Genomic DNA, 17,195 nt, shown 5'->3' with positions numbered 1-17,195 from the left:
TGCTATCTGTACGGTAGATGACGCGGGGCACAGACAGACAACCAACGCAGCAGTGCTGCGTCATCAGGGGCCGCATCGTCGGTTTTGTGAATGGCCGGATGCGGCCAATTGCTGCCCCACACCAAACGGTCAGGGGCCAGCGCAATAAATTGCTGGGCGACGTCTACAGCAGACCGGTAATACGGTGCCTCTGCCGCGCCTTCCAGCTCCGCGCCAGACAGTTTGAGCCAAGCACGTCGACCGCCCGATGCCCACTACCGCCATGGAGCTGTAGAAGCCAGCCCCAGGGCGGTAGTGATCTGCTCGACCATCGCATCAAGCGTATGTCCCATCAGGTCAGTTGCCGCAGGACCGGTGCCTTTGTACGGGATAACAGTGATCGGCGTGGCGGTGGCCGTGCGCACCAACTCAATGGGCAAGTGTGTGAATGAGCCGTTACCAGCCGTGCCGACGTTGACCCGGCCCGTACGGCTCTTTGCATAAGCGTTGAACTGAGCAAAATTAGTGGCCGGAATGTGGGTGGAAATGGCCAGTACTGCGGGGTTGGCCGTGATACCGCCGATGATTGTGAAACTGTTGACGCCGTCATACGGTATTTTTTGCTGACTGCATTGGCAACCGCATTGGGTCCGGAGTTGCCCGGCAGTAAGGTATAGCCATCGGGTTTCGCACGGGCCACATACGCTGCGCCGACCACACCGCCGGCACCAGGACGGTTTTCAACAATGACGGGTTGACCCAACGATTTGCCCATCAAATCCGAGATGACCCGCGCTGTGAAATCAATATTTCCGCCCGGTGCGAACGGAACCACCACCGTAATGGCCCGAGTCGGCCAGTCTTGTGCCAAGGCCCCTGAACTAGAGAGGGCCAGCGCCGCTATGGCTGCTAGTTTGCTTAACGTGTGCATGTTTTGTCTCCTGTTAGCTGTCAGACCAATCCACCTTCTCTGGTCAAGGCGCGATTGCCATTTCTAATAACTGTTATGAGCTCGCATTGTTCAGTCGACAAATCATTCCGTCTATTGGATAGTTTTCATCAAACAATTCCTAAAAGTTATCAATGAATCTTAATTTTCGGGACCTTAAATATTTTCAGATAGTGGCCGAACTCGGGAATGTCGGTTTGGCTGCGGATAAGTTGGGACGCACGAAACCGGCGTTGAGCAAGGCGATTCATCGTCTTGAGGATGCCTTTGAGTGCGAACTGTTCGAGCGCAAAGGCCGAGGCATTCAACTGACCGCCGTGGGAGAGGTCCTGCTGGCACGAGCGCGACTGCTGCGTGGAGCGACTGAAGAAGTGCTGCGGGAGGTTAATGATTTCTCTCGTGGTCAAGCCGGCCATGTGAGGATTGGCAGCGGCCCATCGCCGCTGATTATGTCTTGCCCGAAATCTGCAATTTGCTCTTGGCCCAGGCCCAGGGCACGACTATCTGGATTGCCACTGGACCGAGCCTTATGCTCAGAGAGCGTCTCAAGGAAGGCTCGCTGGATCGGTTGATCGGCCTGATGGCCGAGGACTGTGACGAACTGGTATCGCATGCCATTGTTGACGATGTCGTTGTCGTTGCTACCAGCGGCCAGCCCCCGATATTTGATCTTCCGAAGATTACCGTTCAGGATCGGCCCACATGCGAGAACGATGTTGCTATCTCGTCCGTGACGGTCTATGCCTTATTGAGTAGCCGACCGGTCAGTTTAGATGGTAGAATTGAAAAATGAAGAAGAAAACCGTGCAAGATACCCGCCAGCATATTGTAGATGTGGCCCGTGCGCTGATGTCCAGTAAGGGCTACACCGCCGTGGGTTTGGCCGAGATCGTCATGGCCGCTGGCATCCCTAAGGGCTCGTTCTATTACTACTTCAAATCGAAAGAGGAGTTTGGGCAGGCGTTGCTGGAAGATTATTTCGCCACCTATCTCCCTAAAGTCGATGTGCACTTGCGTGGCCCTGGCTCAGGACGCGAGCGATTGATGGCTTATTTTCAATTCTGGGCAGATACGCAAGGCATGGGGTTGGCCCTGGACAAGTGCCTGGTGGTCAAGCTCGGTCCTGAAGTGTGTGACTTGTCCGAGGATATGCGCTTAGTCTTGCGGCAGGGCACCGAGGCGGTGGTAAGCCGTATTGCGCAGTGCATCGAGCAAGGTCAGGCGGACGGCTCGATTGGCACTTCGGCATCCGCGCCAGTTCTGGCATCGGCGTTGTATCAGCTTTGGCTGGGCGCTTCGCTGCTGGGCAAAGTGGGTCAGTCAGTCTCCTTTGACACGGCCCGTATCGCTACGGAGCAACTATTAGTCTGACCCCCTGGACCGAAAGTTACACAAGGTCTGACTCAATTTATGTTGTCATTAATTAGGATTCTTTCATGAGTCGTGTTTTCATCGTCGGCGGGGCGGGTAAGGTCGGTCGCCGTCTAGCCCAACAGTTGGCCGGCCGTGGCCATCAGCCACGTTCGCTGTATCGGCACCCCGATCAGACTGAAGTATTGAGCGCACTGGGCACTGAGCCTGTGCTCGGTAGCTTGCTGGAACTCGATGCCGATGCCCTGGCGCAACGGATGGCCGGTAGCGACGTCGTGGTGTTTTCTGCAGGAGCTGGCGGCAAGGGCGGCCCCGAGATGACCGATGCCATTGATGGACGTGGTCTCGAGCTGACCGTCGCGGCAGCACACCTGGCAGGTATCCGCCGCTTGCTGCTGGTATCGGTGTTTCCGGAAGCACTGCGCGGCACGAGTGTCTCTGCTACGTTCGAGAACTACATTGCGGTCAAAAAGCGCGCCGAGGTGCATCTCGTCGCCACAGACCTGGACTGGGTCATTATCCGGCCCGGCACGCTGCTTGACTCACCCGGCAGTGGCCGCATTCGCGCGGATCTTGCCGTACCTTATGGTGAAATATCGCGCGATGATGTCGCCGCCACCTTGGCCGAAATTATCGAGCAGCCGTCAGTGAGCCGTTGCATCATCGAGCTGACGCAGGGCGACACGCCCATCGCTGAAGCCGTGCAGCGCTTGACATGCCGTTGATGTTTGCTCGGAGCCCACGCCCATGAAGCTTTTGCTCGCCGGTGCCACTGGATTGGTCGGTAGCCATGTGCTGCGTCTGGCGCTTGATGATCCGCGCATTGCGCGGGTGACGGCGCCGGTTCGTCGACCGTTGCCCTTTTCTCACCCCAAGCTGCTTGCGCCTGTCGTGGACTACGAGGCACTGCCCGCAGAGGTTGATTGGTGGCGAGCGGATGCCGTGATCTGCACACTGGGCACCACCATGAAAGCCGCTGGCTCGAAGGCAGCCTTTCGCCGTGTGGATCACGATTACCCCTTGGTGTTCGGACAGGTGGCGCACCGTCACGGAGCGTCGACCTATGTGCTAAATTCCGCTGTCGGGGCAAGCCCCGATTCGCATTTTTTCTACAATCGCGTTAAAGCGGCATTGGAGCAGGACCTGGCTCAGGTGGGTTTTGCGTCGCTGACTTTTGCCCGGCCCGGGCTAATTGGCGGAAAGCGGGCGGAATCACGCCCCGCCGAGCGTACCATGGTTTTAACTCTGGGGGTGCTCTCGCCGCTGCTGCCCCAGCGCTGGCGCGTGTGTCCACCGCAGAAGATCGCCCAAGCCATGATTGAATCGGCACTTAAGGCGCAGCCTGGTATCCATGTTGTCCCTTTTGCCGCTATGTCGCAATGAATATCCCAACCTATGAACACGCACATCGCCCCAGTACCACTGCCTAAGTCGCACCGGCTCATTAACCACGGTCCCTCCGTGCTGGTTTCTGCCCGTCATGGCGGGGTGGACAACGTCATGGCTGCAGCATGGGCCTGCGCATTGGACTATGTCCCGCCAAAGCTCACGGTGGTGCTGGATAAGGCTGCCAAGACTCGCGAACTGGTTGAACAAAGTGGTCTGTTTGTTATCCAGGTGCCGACGGTTTCTCAGCTTGAACTGACCAGCGCCGTAGGCACGCACAGTCTTGCGACCGACCCGAACAAGTTGGCCAACTGTGGCGTGCAGCTATTTGGCATTGACGGATTCGACCTGCCATTTGTCGCTGGCTGCTCGGCCTGGTTGGCCTGCCGGGTAATCCCCGAGCAGCATAACCAGCAAACCTATGACCTGTTCATCGGTGAGATCGTGGGTGCTTGGTCGGATACCCGTGTGTTTCGAGATGGGCATTGGCATTTCGAGCGGGCCGATCCGGCCTGGCGCAGCCTGCACTACATCGCCGGCGGACATTTTTATGCCACAGGCGAGGCGCTGCCTGTGCAAGAGGGGGCCCCTTGAATGGCTTCGTGGGGGCCGGTGGCTGCCATTGCCGTTCGTTCCCCGCGCTGATGGCGGTGTTGAGCTATGCTCATGCCCCTGAACGTGTTGCGCGACCCGTAGCGTGATCGCTCCTCAAACGTCGCTGGCTTGGGCTTTGGTCTAAGGACATACCCTCGCTTTGCCTCTTGCTTCTGACTTCTCCTAATTCAAACTTGCGGCTGCATGGATTAAGGTTGCTCCCGTGCGTTGCTTAGGAGAGTGAGTCCGTGCCGGTTAAATCCAATCCTGATAATTATTTGGCGGTTCAGCGTAGTTTGCGCCGACGTTTACTGAGCCGGTCGTACCTCCCCTGGTCCGAGGGCAGGGATCTGGCCGCTTATCTCCTTTTGCATCTTGATGATTTGCAGGTGGCGTGGCGATGTAGCATTGAATGGCCGCATCACTTGATGGCTTGTGCTCGTGCGGATGGTGGTTTTGCGACACTCGTTGACGGCATTTATAGACCGGGAGCCTGTGAGGTAATCGATGCCGGCATAGGCATTGTCTCCCTAGCTGGGGTGCGCGTGGATAATAGGCACCCGACCATGCAACGTTTATGGAGCAATCGGCGCGCTGCGCTTGCATAATGACGTCTTAGCCGTCACGTCTGATGATGGGGCAGTTTGCCGTCTCCCTAGAATGGATTGCCCTCATACGTCGTATAAGGGCATGAAACGACAAAGAAAGGAGACACACACTCTGGGCCGTTCTTCGGAACCCCTGGTTTGTCATTCCGAAAGCATGATGATGACCGATGAGCGGCGTATCGTTGGCAGGCATGCGGCATTGAAGATCAGTACATCAGGATGGTGAATCGGTCTGGCATGACTTCGTTGGTGAGGGCTTGGTGCTCAAACCGCTGCGGTTTGACCTGCGTAACTCCCTGTATGTTTGTATTTTGTGGGCTAAGAAAGCCGGCATGCTGGGTTGTCACCGCCATCACTGTCAGGAGCGCCGCGGGCACGCGTCGCAAACCTGCCTCCTAGCGTGGTCCGTTGCCTTCGCTACGCCCTAGCGGCAATTGAGTTTGCCTCTTAGTCCTGCGTGGGACTAGCCGTTCAGAGGAGAACGTATTTCTCACGAATTGGCCTTACCGGAGCGCTACGGTCGATTAAAAATCGTGAGTATTGCCTTGATCTTGTGCCAAATCACAAATTAAGCGTGCAAAAACTCCTGCAGGTGTGCTCATAAGATTAGTGGCGCGGTGTACCAAGCCGATATCGCGGTGAAAAGTCGCAACGCCAAGATCAAGCGCACGCACTGAGTTTGGCCATCTGTGCTGTGTGAATGTTTGAGGAACCAATGCAACCCCGACCCCGTTAATGACCAACTGGGTAATGGCCTCTAACTCGTCAAGTTCGCATACCTGCTTCACGCGAAGGTTGCGCTCGCGCAGAAACCGATCGACTTGCCGGCCCCCGAACGACGTTTTGTCGTATCGAATGAATGGTCTGCTACAGAGCAATTCGGCCCAGTCATCTTCTTGTTCAGTACTTGGCACCAGAAGGCGAAAGGGTTCTCGAGCAAGGGACGTCCATCTTAGGTCACTGTGAAGTGAGAAGGGGGGGCGGATTATGGCAGCCATGTCGAGCTCGCCTGCGTCTACAGCGTTAAGCAGTGACAGTGAGACACCCGGAACAATATGGGTGCGTGACGTGGGTAACTGACGATGAAACATGGCTATTGCTTTGGGTAGCAGTGAGCGCTGGACGGACGCGATTGCTCCCGTTCTTACCAATGTGGCAGGCTCTGGCTGTGTGGAAAACGTACCGAGATTTTCATACATCTTAAGTACTTCTTGAGCTTGCAGTAGTATCTCTTCCCCAACCCGGTTTAACCGCGCCGAGCGGCCGACACGATCAAATAGCTTTACCCCTAATTCGTTCTCCAAGCGTTGCATCTGTGCGCTTATGGCAGCCTGCGTCAGGCCGATTTTGGCCCCTGCTGCGGCAAACGAGTTCTCGCGAGATACCGCCAGCAGTGTCTTAAGTTCTCTGATCATTGATAGATAAAATTTGTATGTATGAAAAATATATATTGATTTTATTTATTAATTTATGTTTCTACAATAGTGTTTACCAATTTTCAGATGCCAGAAAATTGGAATTTATAATTAAAACAGTGACTTGGAGGCGTGGCGCATCGGTTTTGATGGGCTGTGGCTATGTGTTTATTACGCGAGGGGCATCCTTGCTTTCGCCCATGCCCAAGCGTGTTGCTTCGGAGCTGCTGTCAACCTATGAATTTCACCGTTAACTACTTGAGAGGTTGTTATGAGTCTTCGTCCTTTTCATTTGGCTATCCCTGTATATGACGTTCCGGCGGCCCGCCGTTTTTATAATGAAGTATTCGGTTTGACTGAGGGCAGGTCTAGCGATCAGTGGGTTGACTTTAACTTTTACGGTCATCAACTGGTGATTCACGAGCATCCCAAAACGGCCTCTCAAATAGAGGCGCATACCAACCCCGTGGATGGGCATGCGGTTCCGGCGCCGCATTTTGGTGTGGTGCTGGAGTGGGATGAGTGGGAGGCGCTCGCTGAGCGTCTCAAAGGATTCAACACTAAATTTGTTATCGAGCCATACGTCCGATTTAAAGGGCAAGTAGGGGAGCAGGCCACCATGTTCTTCCTGGATCCCTGCGGTAACGCGTTGGAATTTAAGGCATTTAAGGATATCAACCAACTATTTGCGAAGTAGTGATGTGCCAAAGGCACGTTTTCCCGTGTCTTTGGTTTTTCTTTGGTGGCTGGGGACTTTACGGCTGATGGTTGCTAGCTGTGCAATAAGAATATGAATAGGAAGTTAGGTAATGAAACGTGTTTCATTGGTTTGGCAAATCGTCATTGGACTACTGTTGGGAGTGGTGGTCGGTTGGTATTTCAATAACCATCCCTTGCATCAGGACTGGGTAAATGGACAGATACTTAAGCCCCTAGGGGATATTTTCATCAGGATGATGAAGTTGGTCGTTGTCCCTATCGTTCTGTGTTGTATGGTCTTAGGTATCGCGGGAGGGGGGGACAACAAGTCGTTTGGTCGAATGAGCGCAAAGTCCTTAGCTTACTTTTTTTTCATTACGTGCCTGGCTGCTGTATTTGGTCTTATTGTTGCCAATATATTACAGCCCGGGGTGGGTACCAGTATCACGGGGATGAACCAAGAGCATGCTGTGATGAAAATGGAGCCCTCAAGGGGGGTATTTGTGCTGTTGCAGAATATCGTCCCTGAAAATATTTTTCAGGCTCTATCAGAAGGGAAGCTGCTGTCAATCTTGTTTTTTGCCGTCCTATTTGGGCTGGCACTGAATGCATTGCCCTCTGAAAAAAGTAAGCCAGTCATAGGAGTGCTTCAGGGAACAGCGGATGCCATGTTCAAAGTAGTTGGCTATATCATGGCGTATGCTCCAATTGGGGTTTTTGGGATGATAGGCGCTACTGTTTCCACCTTCGGCTTCTCATCGTTGTTCCCTTTGCTTAAATTGATCGGCGTAGTTTATTTTTCGCTAATACTATTTTCGCTAATAGTGCTTGGAGCAGTGTGTTATTTCATTAACGAGAATATATTCAAGTTAATGCGATATTTTCGTCAAGAGCTGGTTCTGGCATTTTCCAGTGCTGCTTCTGCGGCAGTCATGCCTCAATTGATGAGTAAGTTAGAATCTTACGGAGTTCCACGCCGAATTGTGAGCTTTGTCGTGCCGGTGGGATATGCATTCAACCTTGATGGCGCTTCTATTTTTCTCGGTGTTGCTACCATTTTTATTGCTCAATTGTATGGTATTGATTTAACAATCACCCAGCAGTTATTGTTGGTGGTGACAATGGTCCTTACATCCAAAGGTGCAGCAGGTGTTCCTGGGTTTGCCATTATTATTCTTTCCGCTACGTTGGCCTCATCGGGTCTTCCTTTAGAGGGAGTTGCGTTAATTGCAGGTGTATTTCGGATTATTGATAGCGGCACGACGACACTAAATGTTTTAGGTAATGCTATTGCCCCTTTAGTGATTGCCAAATGGGAAAATGGTGCGGAAGCTGCTCAATCAAGCCCGACTTTACCGTCGCAACTGCATGTAAATTAAATTGTTTACGGTGTTGAGGTGAAATATGTTGGTTTTTTAATGATGAGAATCGATAAAAAACCAACATTGTATAAATTTATTTAATATTTTTAATGGTTATGGATAACAATCACCTGCGACTGGAAAAAGATTCACTTGGATCCAGGCTTGTCCCTGTGGATGTTTATTGGGGCGCACAGACATCACGAGCGATTGAGAATTTTCCAATATCGAGCAATAATATTTCAAGTATGTGCAGCTTGGTGAAAGGGCTAGCCTATGTCAAGAAAGCAGCTGCGGTTGCAAACCTAGAATTAGGAATATTAAGCCATCATAAAGCGTCGGCTATCCTGAAAGCTTGCGATGATATATTGGCTGGAGAATTACAGAATCAATTCGTTGTTGATGTTTTTCAAGGTGGGGCAGGCACATCTACTAATATGAATGTCAATGAAGTGATTGCTAACCGAGCTCTGGAGCATATGGGTTTGGAGTTCGGCGATTACTCGAAATTACATCCTAATGATGATGTCAACGCATCACAGAGTACCAATGATGTTTATCCTACTGCGCTCCGCTTGGCAATTTGGAGCGAGATCGGTGGTTTTTTAGAGTCTCTGGAAGTGCTGAGAACGACATTCGAGTCAAAGGCGGTCGAATTTGATGCTATTTTAAAAATTGGTCGCACCCAGTTGCAGGATGCTGTACCGATGACGTTGGGGCAGGAATTCAGGGCGTTTGCTGTTTTGCTTGAAGATGATAAGCTCCTGCTTCAGAGCGTTCGAGAAATGCTTACTCACGTTAATCTTGGTGGCACCGCAATCGGAACCGGGGTTAATGCCCCTGCAAAATTTAAGGACTTAGTAATACCTATCCTGGCGCAGCTAAGCGGTGTGCCAGTGGTCAGTGCATCCAATTTGATTGCTGCGACGCAAGACACGGGAGTATTTGTCTTGCTCTCTGGGGTATTAAAACGAGTGGCAAGCAAGCTTTCTAAATTTTCCAATGATTTGCGCTTACTCTCATCTGGACCGCAGGCAGGGATGGGGGATATTTTTTTACCTGCTCGACAGGCCGGGTCTTCAATTATGCCAGGAAAGGTAAATCCGGTTATTCCGGAGGCGGTGAATCAGGTTGCATTTGAAGTGATCGGGAATGATGTAACCATCACGATGGCCGCTGAGGCAGGGCAACTACAGCTTAATGCGTTTGAGCCCATTATTGGATGGAGTCTTTTTAAAAGTATTGAGCACTTAAGTAATGCGTGCAAAATATTGGCTATAAACTGTGTTCAAGACATAAGGCCAAATAATTCAGTGCTTTCTTCACGTGTGGAGAACTCAGTGACTGTGGTTACCGCACTCAACCCTATTATCGGCTATGACAAAGCATGTGCAATTGCAAAGGCTGCTTTGGAAAGTGGAGATAATATTGCCGATACTGCGGAGCGACTTGGCATAATGGGAGCCGAGGAGGTGATGGCACTGCTGGTGCCAGAAAACCTGACGCAAGCTCCTAAAATTCCTGCTGGAAATTAATTTCCAAATATACATATACTTTATATTGGGTTGGTTTTTCAAGTTTATATCCAGATCATTTTAATTTTTGAGATTTGAGATTTGAGATTTTAAATATACCATTGAAGTGAAAGCTTCAATGGCATATTTAATTTTGAAGGATTAATGAAAAGCTTGCTTAAGAATAGTTGGGTTACATCATGCTCGGATTTCTGTGCTATATAACTAAATTTATGGTTAATGTGGGCAAGGTGGGTGTTCTAAAAGTGGGCCAGTATTGAATTGATAAAGCTCTTGGGCATTTAAACGCAGTATGCGCTGCATCGTTGGGAATCTATTCCCCATGCTTCCCATTGTGCGCAAATACTTTTTGATGACACCTTGCGAAAGGGGCTGACTTCCAGGGGGTGAATATTGGGGACTCGATTCGTATGCGGCCAATCGCTGGCCCATAACATTCGGTTGGGATTCGATTGAATCAGCCGATGCGCCAGTTCAATGATGTGGCCCTGGTCCTGATCGTCATTAGAAATTCGGTAGGGTGCCGATAACTTGATGTAATAATTTCCCTCTGCTATACGGTCACAGAGAGCGCGTATATCTAACTCTTTGTCAGATTTGCTTAGGGGAATCATGGCGAAATGATCTAATACCACGGGGGTTTTCAACGTATCCAGCCACGTTAGCGAGTGAATAATGGTGCTGAAAGCGGCATAAATTTGTAGATGCATTCCCAGTGCCCGCATGGCCGCTAACCAAGCGCACACGTTACGTTGGATTTGTTCGGATGCGTGCTGTCCGCTGCTTTCCAAATTAAGGCGCAGTCCGCGTACATTTTGCTCGACCAAGCGTTCTAACACGCTATACGACGCATCTGAATCAACAACAGCCACGCCGCGTGTCGCATTGCCCAGCCGTTTAACGGCATCGAGCATGCACCGGTTGTCCGTGCCATATACACTGGGCTGAATCAGCACGACGCGGTCGATGTTACAGTTTAACAGATGCGTTCGCAGTGCCGGGACATCTGCTTGACCTGGCGTGTAGTGCCGGTTTGGCGTCATTGGATAGGTTTGGCGATCACCAAAAACATGCACATGACCATCTGTCGCACAGTAAGAGAGTAGGGTGGTCACGGCGTCCTCGCGTTGATGGTCCAGGTTCCGCCGCACAGGCGGGCGATGAGCGCCTCGCCGGTCTCTCGAGTACCTAGGCGCCCACCGACATCTCGGGTGCATTCATGGTTTGCAATCGTAGCGGCAACAGCGTGGAGAATGTCGTTGCTCGCCGCATTGAATGGAATTTGTTGGGTAACCTTCATATACTCTCAGGCCCCCATCTTACGCAGCACAGCTTACATGTCGTAGAGGATCTGGTCTACAGGGCCACCGCTCATGTAAAAGGCTCTATATCCGCTGAGCATGGCATTGGAGTCGTGAAGAAAGATTATTGGCTCTATAGTCGATCTTTCGATGAGGTCGACTTAATAAGACAAATAAAACACTTGCTCGATCCACTGTCGATTTTGAATCAAGGAAGGATATTTGATTACAGAGAAGGGGGCTGACCGACTTTAAATAGCAAAAAGTCAGTTTTTCTATTCATTCGTCAGATCAGGGAATATGTTCTTGGCCTGAGTCAATGAGCTTACAAAAGCATTCAGTGGCTCAGTTTTTTCACGTCCCAACGCCGTGCAAATCAACATTTCTCTGTGGGCCCATTTATCAGTGAGGGGGCGTAGTTGGAGCTTCATGCCAGGCAAGTAGGCTTGTGCGGCGTGTTGTGGTAGAACCCCCAGTCCCATTCCAGCTTCAATCATCCGGCAGACAGCCTCAAACCCCTGCATCTGCACGTGTAGTTTAAGCGGTTTTTCTGCAATCCCCGCTTGTGTCGTGAGTAAATGCATTAAGGAGGATCCGTGCTCTAATCCTACTATCGGATAGTCAAGAACGCGTATAAATTGGAGCTCATCATGTTTAGCCAACGGGTGGTTGTTTGGGAGTACTGCACATAAATGATCATGCCGATACGGACAGCATTCTAAACCGTCTAGAGAACCACTTGCATTGATGATGCCCACATCGGCTTCCCCTAGCCGCAAGGCATCTACGATTTGCTTGCTCCAACGCTCTTTCATGGTCAACGTGATATCCGGGCGAAGTAGGCTAAAACGCGCGATATCCGCAGGCAGATGCTGGGCCATGACGGACGTATTTGCTTGAATTCGTAAGACGTTCTTACGCCCGGAGTGATGCTCATCAAGATCAGCCTGCATTTGGTTAAGCTGTATCAGCAAGTGTTTTGCGTGCCTTAAAACCAGCTTGCCAGCGCTTGTCATCTGGACTCCCTGAGGAGTCCGATCAAATAATTTACTTTTTAAACGATGCTCCAACAGCGCAATGCGACGGCTGGCTGCTGCCAGCCCCATGCCAGAGGACTCGGCAGCCCGAGTTAGACTTTGCAACTCCGCAGCTTTGACAAAAAGAGCGATGGAATTGAGATCGGGTAGCATGAGGATGTGGCAACGATACGATTACTGTGACCTAGCCTGTTTAACCAAGGCTCTGGCACGCGATATTACAGGCTTATCGATCATTTTTCCATCCAACATGTAGGTATCTTCTTGGCCGCCTTCGCAGCGTTCTATGATGCGCCGAGCCCATAGTAATTCTTTTTGGGTAGGACAAAAACCCGCATGAATGGCAGCAATCTGCGCGGGGTGAATGCACAACTTTGCTCCGAAGCCTAATCGCTTTGACCGTTCAGCATCAGCCCGTACGCGATCACTGTCGTTTATCTCGACACTTACTCCATCTATCGGAGCGGCGAGTTCATATAACTTTGAAAGGTATACAAGACGTGAACGGAAGAAAAGTAGGCCTTCGTTTTCGTCATCTATCCCCAAGTCCAATTGAAAATCGATAGAGCCAAATGCTAGACGTGCCACATGGGGGGCACTGGCGATCTCTTTTAATGAAGCAAAACCGATGGCAGTTTCAATGAGAGGGAGTAGTTGTGCTTGAGGGGCCGCTTTTGCACATGCCGTTAACTGTTCAACTGCCTGGGCTTTGGGAACCATAATGGCAGATACCATGGGGTGAGCGCAAGCAAGCAGATCGTCGTTGAACCAGGGCGTGTCGTAACTATTAATACGTACGATGACAGCTTGAGACGTGTTCTGCAGCCAGGCATGCAGTTGCGTACGGGCCTGGTCTTTGGCATGTACTGGTACCGCATCTTCTAAATCTATGATCACGGCATCAGCGTCTGTTCGGACCGCCTTATCGAAACGCTCCGGACGATTGCCAGGCACAAAGAGATATGAAATCGGGATCTGCATGTTATCTCTCTTGTAGTAAGGATTGGTACTTGGCCACTTCTTCTGCATACAAATCACGCCCGTGTACGTCGTTTGTCACGAGCAATGGAAAGTCTTCAATGGTCAATTGTTGAACAGCTTCGGTTTTCAGGTCTTCGTAGGCGATGACTTGAGCCGATCGTATGCACGAAAATAGCGTTGCAGAGATGCCTCCTATGGCGGAGAAACAAACAGCCCGATTTTTTTGGCACGATGCACGTATCGCCGGACTGCGGGGCCCTTTGCCAATGGTACCCTTGACCCCATAGTCAAACAGTACCGAGGCGTAAGGATCCATGCGATAGGCGGATGTAGGCGCGACCACACCGATAACATGGCCCGGTTTGGTGGGCCCGGGCCCACCATAAAAAACGACTTGATTACGCAGATCCACTGGCAAAGTGCCCCCTGCGCTAAGCGTGTCCACAAAGCGCTTGTGCGCCGCATCACGAGCCATGATAATCGTCCCGGACAAATAAACCTCATCGCCCACATTCAGGTTTAGCAGAGCGCTTTCATCGAGTAAGGTGTGAAGATGATAGGTGGCCATAATAATGTCGATGTTCGTTTATAAGGTGATGCTGGCGCGACGCCCAGCGTGGCACTGAATGTTTACAGCGACTGGAAGTGCTGTGATATGGCAGGCGTATGTTTCTATCGCCACCCAAAGCGCTGTCGTAGAACCGCCGTAGCCTTGTGGCCCAATTCCCGTTTGGTTGATCTGTTCCAGAATTTCCTTCTCCAGCTGTGCAACATGGGGGGCCGGGTGATGATCACCAATATCTCGAAGAATTGCTTTTTTGGCGATAGCGGTGACTTTGTCAAAGCTGCCGCCAATACCGATGCCGACGGTTAACGGTGGGCAAGCAGCCCCTCCGGCCGCTTTGATGGCGTCGAGCACAAACTTTTTTACACCTTCAGGGCCTTCTCCTGGTAGCAAAAACTTCATTGTGCTCCAGTTCTCACTCCCCCCTCCTTTAGGCACCACGGTAATGCGTATGTGGTCGCCTGGTACGATTTCGGTATGCACAACCGCAGGAGTATTATCGTTGCTATTAACCCGCAGTAAAGGGTCAGCGACGACTGACTTGCGCATGAATCCTTCCTTGTATCCCTTTCTTACACCAGCTTGGATGGCTTGCTCATAGTCGCCGCCTTGTACATGAACATCTTGACCCAGCTCGATATATACAATGGTCAAACCCGTATCGTGGCAATATGAGACTTGGTTGTTGCGTGCGATTTGGTCATTGGCGATCAGCTTAAGCAGTACCCTTTTTCCTTGCGGTGATATTTCTTTTTCTACCGCTGAGTGAAAATTTTCAATTAGATTGTCTGGCAGCAAATGACAGGCATCTATACAGAGTTGCGCGACTGCTTTTGTAATCTCTGCAGCGGTTATTTCTCTGATCATCATGTCCTCTTCTTATTCAATGGTTATGTTGGCCTGATCGACAACTGTTTTCCAGTACGTAGACTCTTCTTTCAAATAATCCGAAAATTCCGCCGCAGTACGTTCTGTCGGCAAACTTAGCGCTTGAGCGTGCATTTGATCTTGGAAAACGGGGGCACGAAAGATCGAGATAATCTCATTATTGAGTAAGTCAACAATTTTCTCAGGTGTGCCTTTGGGAGCGACTAAGCCAAAAAATGCAATTGCGCTCAGTGGCGCATAGCCTAATTCTTTTAATGTAGGGACATCGGGTAAGTGAGAAGAGCGTTGTGGACTAATTACAGCAACGGCATGTAGTTGGTTTGATTTAAGTGATGATATCAATGCCGGTAAAGAGTCAGTGCTGGCGTCTAGTGTATTTCCAATCAATGCCGTTTTTGACTCCGAGCTTCCTTTGAATGGAACGTGTAGCATTGGAAATCCTACTTGATCTTTGAGTAGCTCCATCGTTAAGTGCTGGAGTGAACCATTACCTGCAGATCCATACGACAAGTCGTTTGTTTTTGCTTTTGCGACCAACTCATTGAAAGTGCTGACGCCGGCGTTTGCTGAAACTACGATGACCTGGGGAGTTGATCCCACTTCTGCAATTCCAGTGAAGTCAGCTGTGGAGTTATATTGTGTACTTTCCGGATATAGCGCGGGAGTAATGGCGTAGGGGCCGGTGCTAGTCATAAGGAGCGTGTAGCCGTCAGGTTTGGATCGTGCTGCGTAGGTCGTTCCTATGCGCCCACCGGCACCTGGTCGATTCTCAACAATGACAGATTGTTTTAGCTTATTTTGCAGTTCCTTACCCAGCATACGAGCGACGATGTCCCCTGTTTGCCCTGCTGCGAAGGGGACGATAATGGTAACTGGCCGATTCGGCCAGCTCTCTACAGTTTCCGCTTTGGCAATACCCAATGCCATGGTGCTAAGTAATGCGACGCCTACTTTTTTGATGATCATGTATGTCTCCATCCAAAAAATTTAAGTAGTTGTTTTAGGTAGTGAGTGTATGGTGCCGTTTTTATTCTTTGAAAATGTCTGGGTCGATGTTTAGCTCCGCTAGGATGGCACTGGTGTGTTGTCCTACGCTGGGGATAGGGGAGATTCGGGGGGAGAAGGCGGTTTGCTTGCCCGGCGGCAGCAAGGTCGGGATCGGGCCCTGCGGCGTGTGCACTTGACACCAGCGCTCGCGGGCCTGAAGTTGGGGGTGGGTCCATAGACCAGCCATATCATTAACCCTCGCATTAGCAATCCGAGCTTGGTCTAATCGTTGTATTAATTGTGATGTTGTTAATGTTTTCAGTACGGCGTCTATTTGTTTCTGCAGTGAGCTGCGATTGGCTTGCCGCAGATGATTCCCCTTGTAACGCTCGTCTTCAAATAGTGCGTCTGATTTGAGTACAAGCTTGCAAAAGGCCTCCCATTCCCTTTCATTTTGTACGCCGAACATCACAGATCCACCGTCGCCAACCTCGAACGGGCCATAGGGGTAAATAGTTGCATGCGAAGCCCCGTTGCGTTGAGGGGCAGGGGCTCCATTGAAAGCGTAATACATCGGGAACCCCATCCATTCGGCAAGCGACTCCAGCATTGAGACATCTATATGCGAGCCGCGGCCTGTTTTGGAGCGTTGAAGGAGCGCTGCTAATATATTAGTGTAGGCATACATGCCGGCGGCAATGTCTGCAATGGAATTACCTGATTTGGCAGGCTCGTTTTCTGAGCCAGTTACAGATAAGAAACCAGCTTCGCTTTGAATAAGAAGGTCATACGCTTTTTTAAATTGATAGGGCCCGCCTTGCCCATAGCCGGAAATGTCACAAAGGATTAAATGCGGATATTTGGGCATCAATGTCGCCGCGTCCAATCCCATACGCGCCGTCGCACCAGGCGCCAAGTTCTGTACCAGTACGTCAGCGCGTGATAGTAGTTCTGACATGACGAGTGCAGCAGCAGGATGCTTCAGATCCAGGGCTAAGCTTTCCTTAGATCGGTTTACCCATACGAAGTGAGACGACTGTCCAAGAACGCGTTGATCATAGCCTCTTGCGAAGTCGCCACTACCGGGGCGTTCAATTTTAATAACGCGAGCACCTAAGTCAGCTAATTGCCGTGTGCAGAAGGGGGCCGCTATAGCATGCTCAAGGGAAACTACCGTGATGTCATCTAATGGAAGAGTCATAAGGCCGTTAATAATGAAAGGTTGGCCTTATTCTAGGTGCGGCTAATACGTGCTAGGAATAGCTAGTTGGCATAGACGGCTTCGATATTTTCGAACCCATTACAGTCGCTCACCTGTTGCTGGTGCCAGTGTTGATCCTGTCAGTTCTTGGCTGCACCCCGCTGATGCGCTCGGTCAGGGGCACCCACGGCTTTTTAGGGTCAACTGTGACGGGGTAGGTCTGGGCCCGGAGCCAATTCTGTGTCAGTTCGACGCCTGACAGAGTCGGCTGTGCCGCTAGACTGATCCACAGTCTGCGACGGATGGGGTCCTCATCCCAGCGCCAGGTCTCACCTACG

The 17,195-nt window shown here is 50.9% G+C and carries 20 protein-coding genes and 1 pseudogene; 10 read left to right on the top strand and 11 right to left on the bottom strand.

Translation table 11 applies throughout. The features are described 5' to 3' along the window. Positions 1–2: 2 nt before the first annotated feature. From KOE80_RS20530 to KOE80_RS20520, 3 genes and pseudogenes are all read right to left on the bottom strand, one after another. Positions 3–206 (bottom strand): hypothetical protein, encoded by a 204-nt coding sequence (locus KOE80_RS20530; protein ID WP_413228926.1) that lies wholly within the window; start codon positions 204–206, stop codon positions 3–5. 48 nt (positions 207–254) lie between these two features. Beyond that, entirely contained in the window at positions 255–596 is a 342-nt protein-coding gene (locus KOE80_RS20525; RefSeq protein ID WP_413228925.1) for a Bug family tripartite tricarboxylate transporter substrate binding protein, read from the bottom strand. A gap of 50 nt (positions 597–646) precedes the next feature. Further along, positions 647–910 (bottom strand): annotated as a pseudogene (locus KOE80_RS20520) (Bug family tripartite tricarboxylate transporter substrate binding protein); the annotation flags it as partial. A 152-nt stretch (positions 911–1,062) separates the two neighbouring features. Here KOE80_RS20520 and KOE80_RS07250 point away from each other — a divergent pair. The 6 genes from KOE80_RS07250 to KOE80_RS07225 all read left to right on the top strand — a co-directional run bounded on the left by KOE80_RS07250 (position 1,063) and on the right by KOE80_RS07225 (position 4,279). Beyond that, a complete protein-coding gene (locus tag KOE80_RS07250) occupies positions 1,063–1,500 on the top strand; it encodes a LysR family transcriptional regulator (protein WP_226348759.1) in 438 nt (145 codons plus the stop codon). Next, positions 1,458–1,721: a hypothetical protein gene (locus tag KOE80_RS07245; protein WP_226348791.1), complete on the top strand. Its 264-nt coding sequence runs from the start codon at positions 1,458–1,460 to the stop codon at positions 1,719–1,721. The genes KOE80_RS07250 and KOE80_RS07245 overlap by 43 nt, the downstream gene beginning before the upstream one ends. Continuing rightward, complete coding sequence (locus KOE80_RS07240) at positions 1,718–2,299, top strand: TetR/AcrR family transcriptional regulator (protein WP_226348758.1); 582 nt, start codon at positions 1,718–1,720, stop codon at positions 2,297–2,299. The genes KOE80_RS07245 and KOE80_RS07240 overlap by 4 nt, the downstream gene beginning before the upstream one ends. Before the next feature lie 65 nt (positions 2,300–2,364). Beyond that, the gene (locus KOE80_RS07235; protein WP_226348757.1) at positions 2,365–3,024 is read left to right on the top strand and encodes an SDR family oxidoreductase; all 660 of its coding nucleotides are present in this window, start codon (positions 2,365–2,367) and stop codon (positions 3,022–3,024) included. A 22-nt stretch (positions 3,025–3,046) separates the two neighbouring features. Then, on the top strand, positions 3,047–3,682 hold the full coding sequence (locus KOE80_RS07230; RefSeq protein ID WP_226348756.1) for an NAD-dependent dehydratase: 636 nt from the start codon (positions 3,047–3,049) through the stop codon (positions 3,680–3,682). Positions 3,683–3,694: 12 nt separating this feature from the next. Then, complete coding sequence (locus KOE80_RS07225) at positions 3,695–4,279, top strand: flavin reductase family protein (RefSeq protein ID WP_226348755.1); 585 nt, start codon at positions 3,695–3,697, stop codon at positions 4,277–4,279. Between the two features lie 1,132 nt (positions 4,280–5,411). On the opposite strand, the gene KOE80_RS07220 is transcribed toward KOE80_RS07225, so the two are convergent. Continuing rightward, positions 5,412–6,302, bottom strand: a complete 891-nt coding sequence (locus KOE80_RS07220; protein ID WP_226348754.1) for a LysR family transcriptional regulator — start codon at positions 6,300–6,302, stop codon at positions 5,412–5,414. 271 nt (positions 6,303–6,573) lie between these two features. Between KOE80_RS07220 and KOE80_RS07215 the strand changes: the two genes are divergently transcribed. The 3 genes from KOE80_RS07215 (at position 6,574) to KOE80_RS07205 (ending at position 9,897) form a co-directional block, all read left to right on the top strand. Next, positions 6,574–6,999, top strand: coding sequence for a VOC family protein (locus KOE80_RS07215; protein WP_226348753.1), 426 nt, complete (start codon positions 6,574–6,576; stop codon positions 6,997–6,999). A 112-nt stretch (positions 7,000–7,111) separates the two neighbouring features. After that, positions 7,112–8,380 carry a cation:dicarboxylate symporter family transporter gene (locus KOE80_RS07210; protein WP_226348752.1) on the top strand — a complete coding sequence of 423 codons (1,269 nt, stop codon included), beginning with the start codon at positions 7,112–7,114 and terminating at the stop codon, positions 8,378–8,380. Positions 8,381–8,478: 98 nt separating this feature from the next. Continuing rightward, positions 8,479–9,897, top strand: coding sequence for an aspartate ammonia-lyase (locus tag KOE80_RS07205; RefSeq protein WP_226348751.1), 1,419 nt, complete (start codon positions 8,479–8,481; stop codon positions 9,895–9,897). 281 nt (positions 9,898–10,178) lie between these two features. On the opposite strand, the gene KOE80_RS07200 is transcribed toward KOE80_RS07205, so the two are convergent. Beyond that, positions 10,179–11,012 carry an amidohydrolase family protein gene (locus tag KOE80_RS07200; protein WP_226348750.1) on the bottom strand — a complete coding sequence of 278 codons (834 nt, stop codon included), beginning with the start codon at positions 11,010–11,012 and terminating at the stop codon, positions 10,179–10,181. A gap of 104 nt (positions 11,013–11,116) precedes the next feature. Between KOE80_RS07200 and KOE80_RS07195 the strand changes: the two genes are divergently transcribed. Then, a complete protein-coding gene (locus KOE80_RS07195) occupies positions 11,117–11,443 on the top strand; it encodes an FAD-binding oxidoreductase (RefSeq protein ID WP_226348749.1) in 327 nt (108 codons plus the stop codon). A 30-nt stretch (positions 11,444–11,473) separates the two neighbouring features. Here KOE80_RS07195 and KOE80_RS07190 read toward each other — a convergent pair whose 3' ends face one another. The 6 genes from KOE80_RS07190 to KOE80_RS07165 all read right to left on the bottom strand — a co-directional run bounded on the left by KOE80_RS07190 (position 11,474) and on the right by KOE80_RS07165 (position 16,857). Continuing rightward, the gene (locus KOE80_RS07190; RefSeq protein WP_226348748.1) at positions 11,474–12,388 is read right to left on the bottom strand and encodes a LysR family transcriptional regulator; all 915 of its coding nucleotides are present in this window, start codon (positions 12,386–12,388) and stop codon (positions 11,474–11,476) included. A 21-nt stretch (positions 12,389–12,409) separates the two neighbouring features. Further along, positions 12,410–13,216: an HpcH/HpaI aldolase/citrate lyase family protein gene (locus KOE80_RS07185; RefSeq protein WP_226348747.1), complete on the bottom strand. Its 807-nt coding sequence runs from the start codon at positions 13,214–13,216 to the stop codon at positions 12,410–12,412. A gap of 1 nt (position 13,217) precedes the next feature. Next, the gene (locus KOE80_RS07180; RefSeq protein ID WP_226348746.1) at positions 13,218–13,784 is read right to left on the bottom strand and encodes a fumarate hydratase C-terminal domain-containing protein; all 567 of its coding nucleotides are present in this window, start codon (positions 13,782–13,784) and stop codon (positions 13,218–13,220) included. Between the two features lie 18 nt (positions 13,785–13,802). After that, positions 13,803–14,651 (bottom strand): fumarate hydratase, encoded by an 849-nt coding sequence (locus tag KOE80_RS07175; RefSeq protein WP_226348745.1) that lies wholly within the window; start codon positions 14,649–14,651, stop codon positions 13,803–13,805. Positions 14,652–14,660: 9 nt separating this feature from the next. Further along, positions 14,661–15,635: a Bug family tripartite tricarboxylate transporter substrate binding protein gene (locus tag KOE80_RS07170; protein ID WP_226348744.1), complete on the bottom strand. Its 975-nt coding sequence runs from the start codon at positions 15,633–15,635 to the stop codon at positions 14,661–14,663. A gap of 61 nt (positions 15,636–15,696) precedes the next feature. Then, entirely contained in the window at positions 15,697–16,857 is a 1,161-nt protein-coding gene (locus tag KOE80_RS07165; RefSeq protein WP_226348743.1) for a CaiB/BaiF CoA transferase family protein, read from the bottom strand. Positions 16,858–17,195: the final 338 nt, after the last annotated feature.

Origin of the sequence: Alcaligenes sp. 13f (genome assembly GCF_020496585.1) — a bacterium.
GTDB lineage: Bacteria > Pseudomonadota > Gammaproteobacteria > Burkholderiales > Burkholderiaceae_B > Alcaligenes > Alcaligenes phenolicus.
The sequence above is the reverse complement of the archived record's forward strand: the minus strand, read 5'-3'. Positions and strand labels throughout refer to the sequence as shown.

Excerpts from the sequence above, each read along its gene's own strand:
- KOE80_RS07250 (WP_226348759.1), top strand. The coding sequence starts at position 1,063 with ATGAATCTTAATTTTCGGGACCTTAAATATTTTCAGATAGTGGCCGAA.
- KOE80_RS07245 (WP_226348791.1), top strand. The coding sequence starts at position 1,458 with ATGCTCAGAGAGCGTCTCAAGGAAGGCTCGCTGGATCGGTTGATCGGC.
- KOE80_RS07240 (WP_226348758.1), top strand. The coding sequence starts at position 1,718 with ATGAAGAAGAAAACCGTGCAAGATACCCGCCAGCATATTGTAGATGTG.
- KOE80_RS07235 (WP_226348757.1), top strand. The coding sequence starts at position 2,365 with ATGAGTCGTGTTTTCATCGTCGGCGGGGCGGGTAAGGTCGGTCGCCGT.
- KOE80_RS07230 (WP_226348756.1), top strand. The coding sequence starts at position 3,047 with ATGAAGCTTTTGCTCGCCGGTGCCACTGGATTGGTCGGTAGCCATGTG.
- KOE80_RS07225 (WP_226348755.1), top strand. The coding sequence starts at position 3,695 with ATGAACACGCACATCGCCCCAGTACCACTGCCTAAGTCGCACCGGCTC.
- KOE80_RS07220 (WP_226348754.1), bottom strand. The coding sequence starts at position 6,302 with ATGATCAGAGAACTTAAGACACTGCTGGCGGTATCTCGCGAGAACTCG.
- KOE80_RS07215 (WP_226348753.1), top strand. The coding sequence starts at position 6,574 with ATGAGTCTTCGTCCTTTTCATTTGGCTATCCCTGTATATGACGTTCCG.
- KOE80_RS07210 (WP_226348752.1), top strand. The coding sequence starts at position 7,112 with ATGAAACGTGTTTCATTGGTTTGGCAAATCGTCATTGGACTACTGTTG.
- KOE80_RS07205 (WP_226348751.1), top strand. The coding sequence starts at position 8,479 with ATGGATAACAATCACCTGCGACTGGAAAAAGATTCACTTGGATCCAGG.
- KOE80_RS07195 (WP_226348749.1), top strand. The coding sequence starts at position 11,117 with ATGGTTTGCAATCGTAGCGGCAACAGCGTGGAGAATGTCGTTGCTCGC.
- KOE80_RS07190 (WP_226348748.1), bottom strand. The coding sequence starts at position 12,388 with ATGCTACCCGATCTCAATTCCATCGCTCTTTTTGTCAAAGCTGCGGAG.
- KOE80_RS07185 (WP_226348747.1), bottom strand. The coding sequence starts at position 13,216 with ATGCAGATCCCGATTTCATATCTCTTTGTGCCTGGCAATCGTCCGGAG.
- KOE80_RS07180 (WP_226348746.1), bottom strand. The coding sequence starts at position 13,784 with ATGGCCACCTATCATCTTCACACCTTACTCGATGAAAGCGCTCTGCTA.
- KOE80_RS07175 (WP_226348745.1), bottom strand. The coding sequence starts at position 14,651 with ATGATGATCAGAGAAATAACCGCTGCAGAGATTACAAAAGCAGTCGCG.
- KOE80_RS07170 (WP_226348744.1), bottom strand. The coding sequence starts at position 15,635 with ATGATCATCAAAAAAGTAGGCGTCGCATTACTTAGCACCATGGCATTG.
- KOE80_RS07165 (WP_226348743.1), bottom strand. The coding sequence starts at position 16,857 with ATGACTCTTCCATTAGATGACATCACGGTAGTTTCCCTTGAGCATGCT.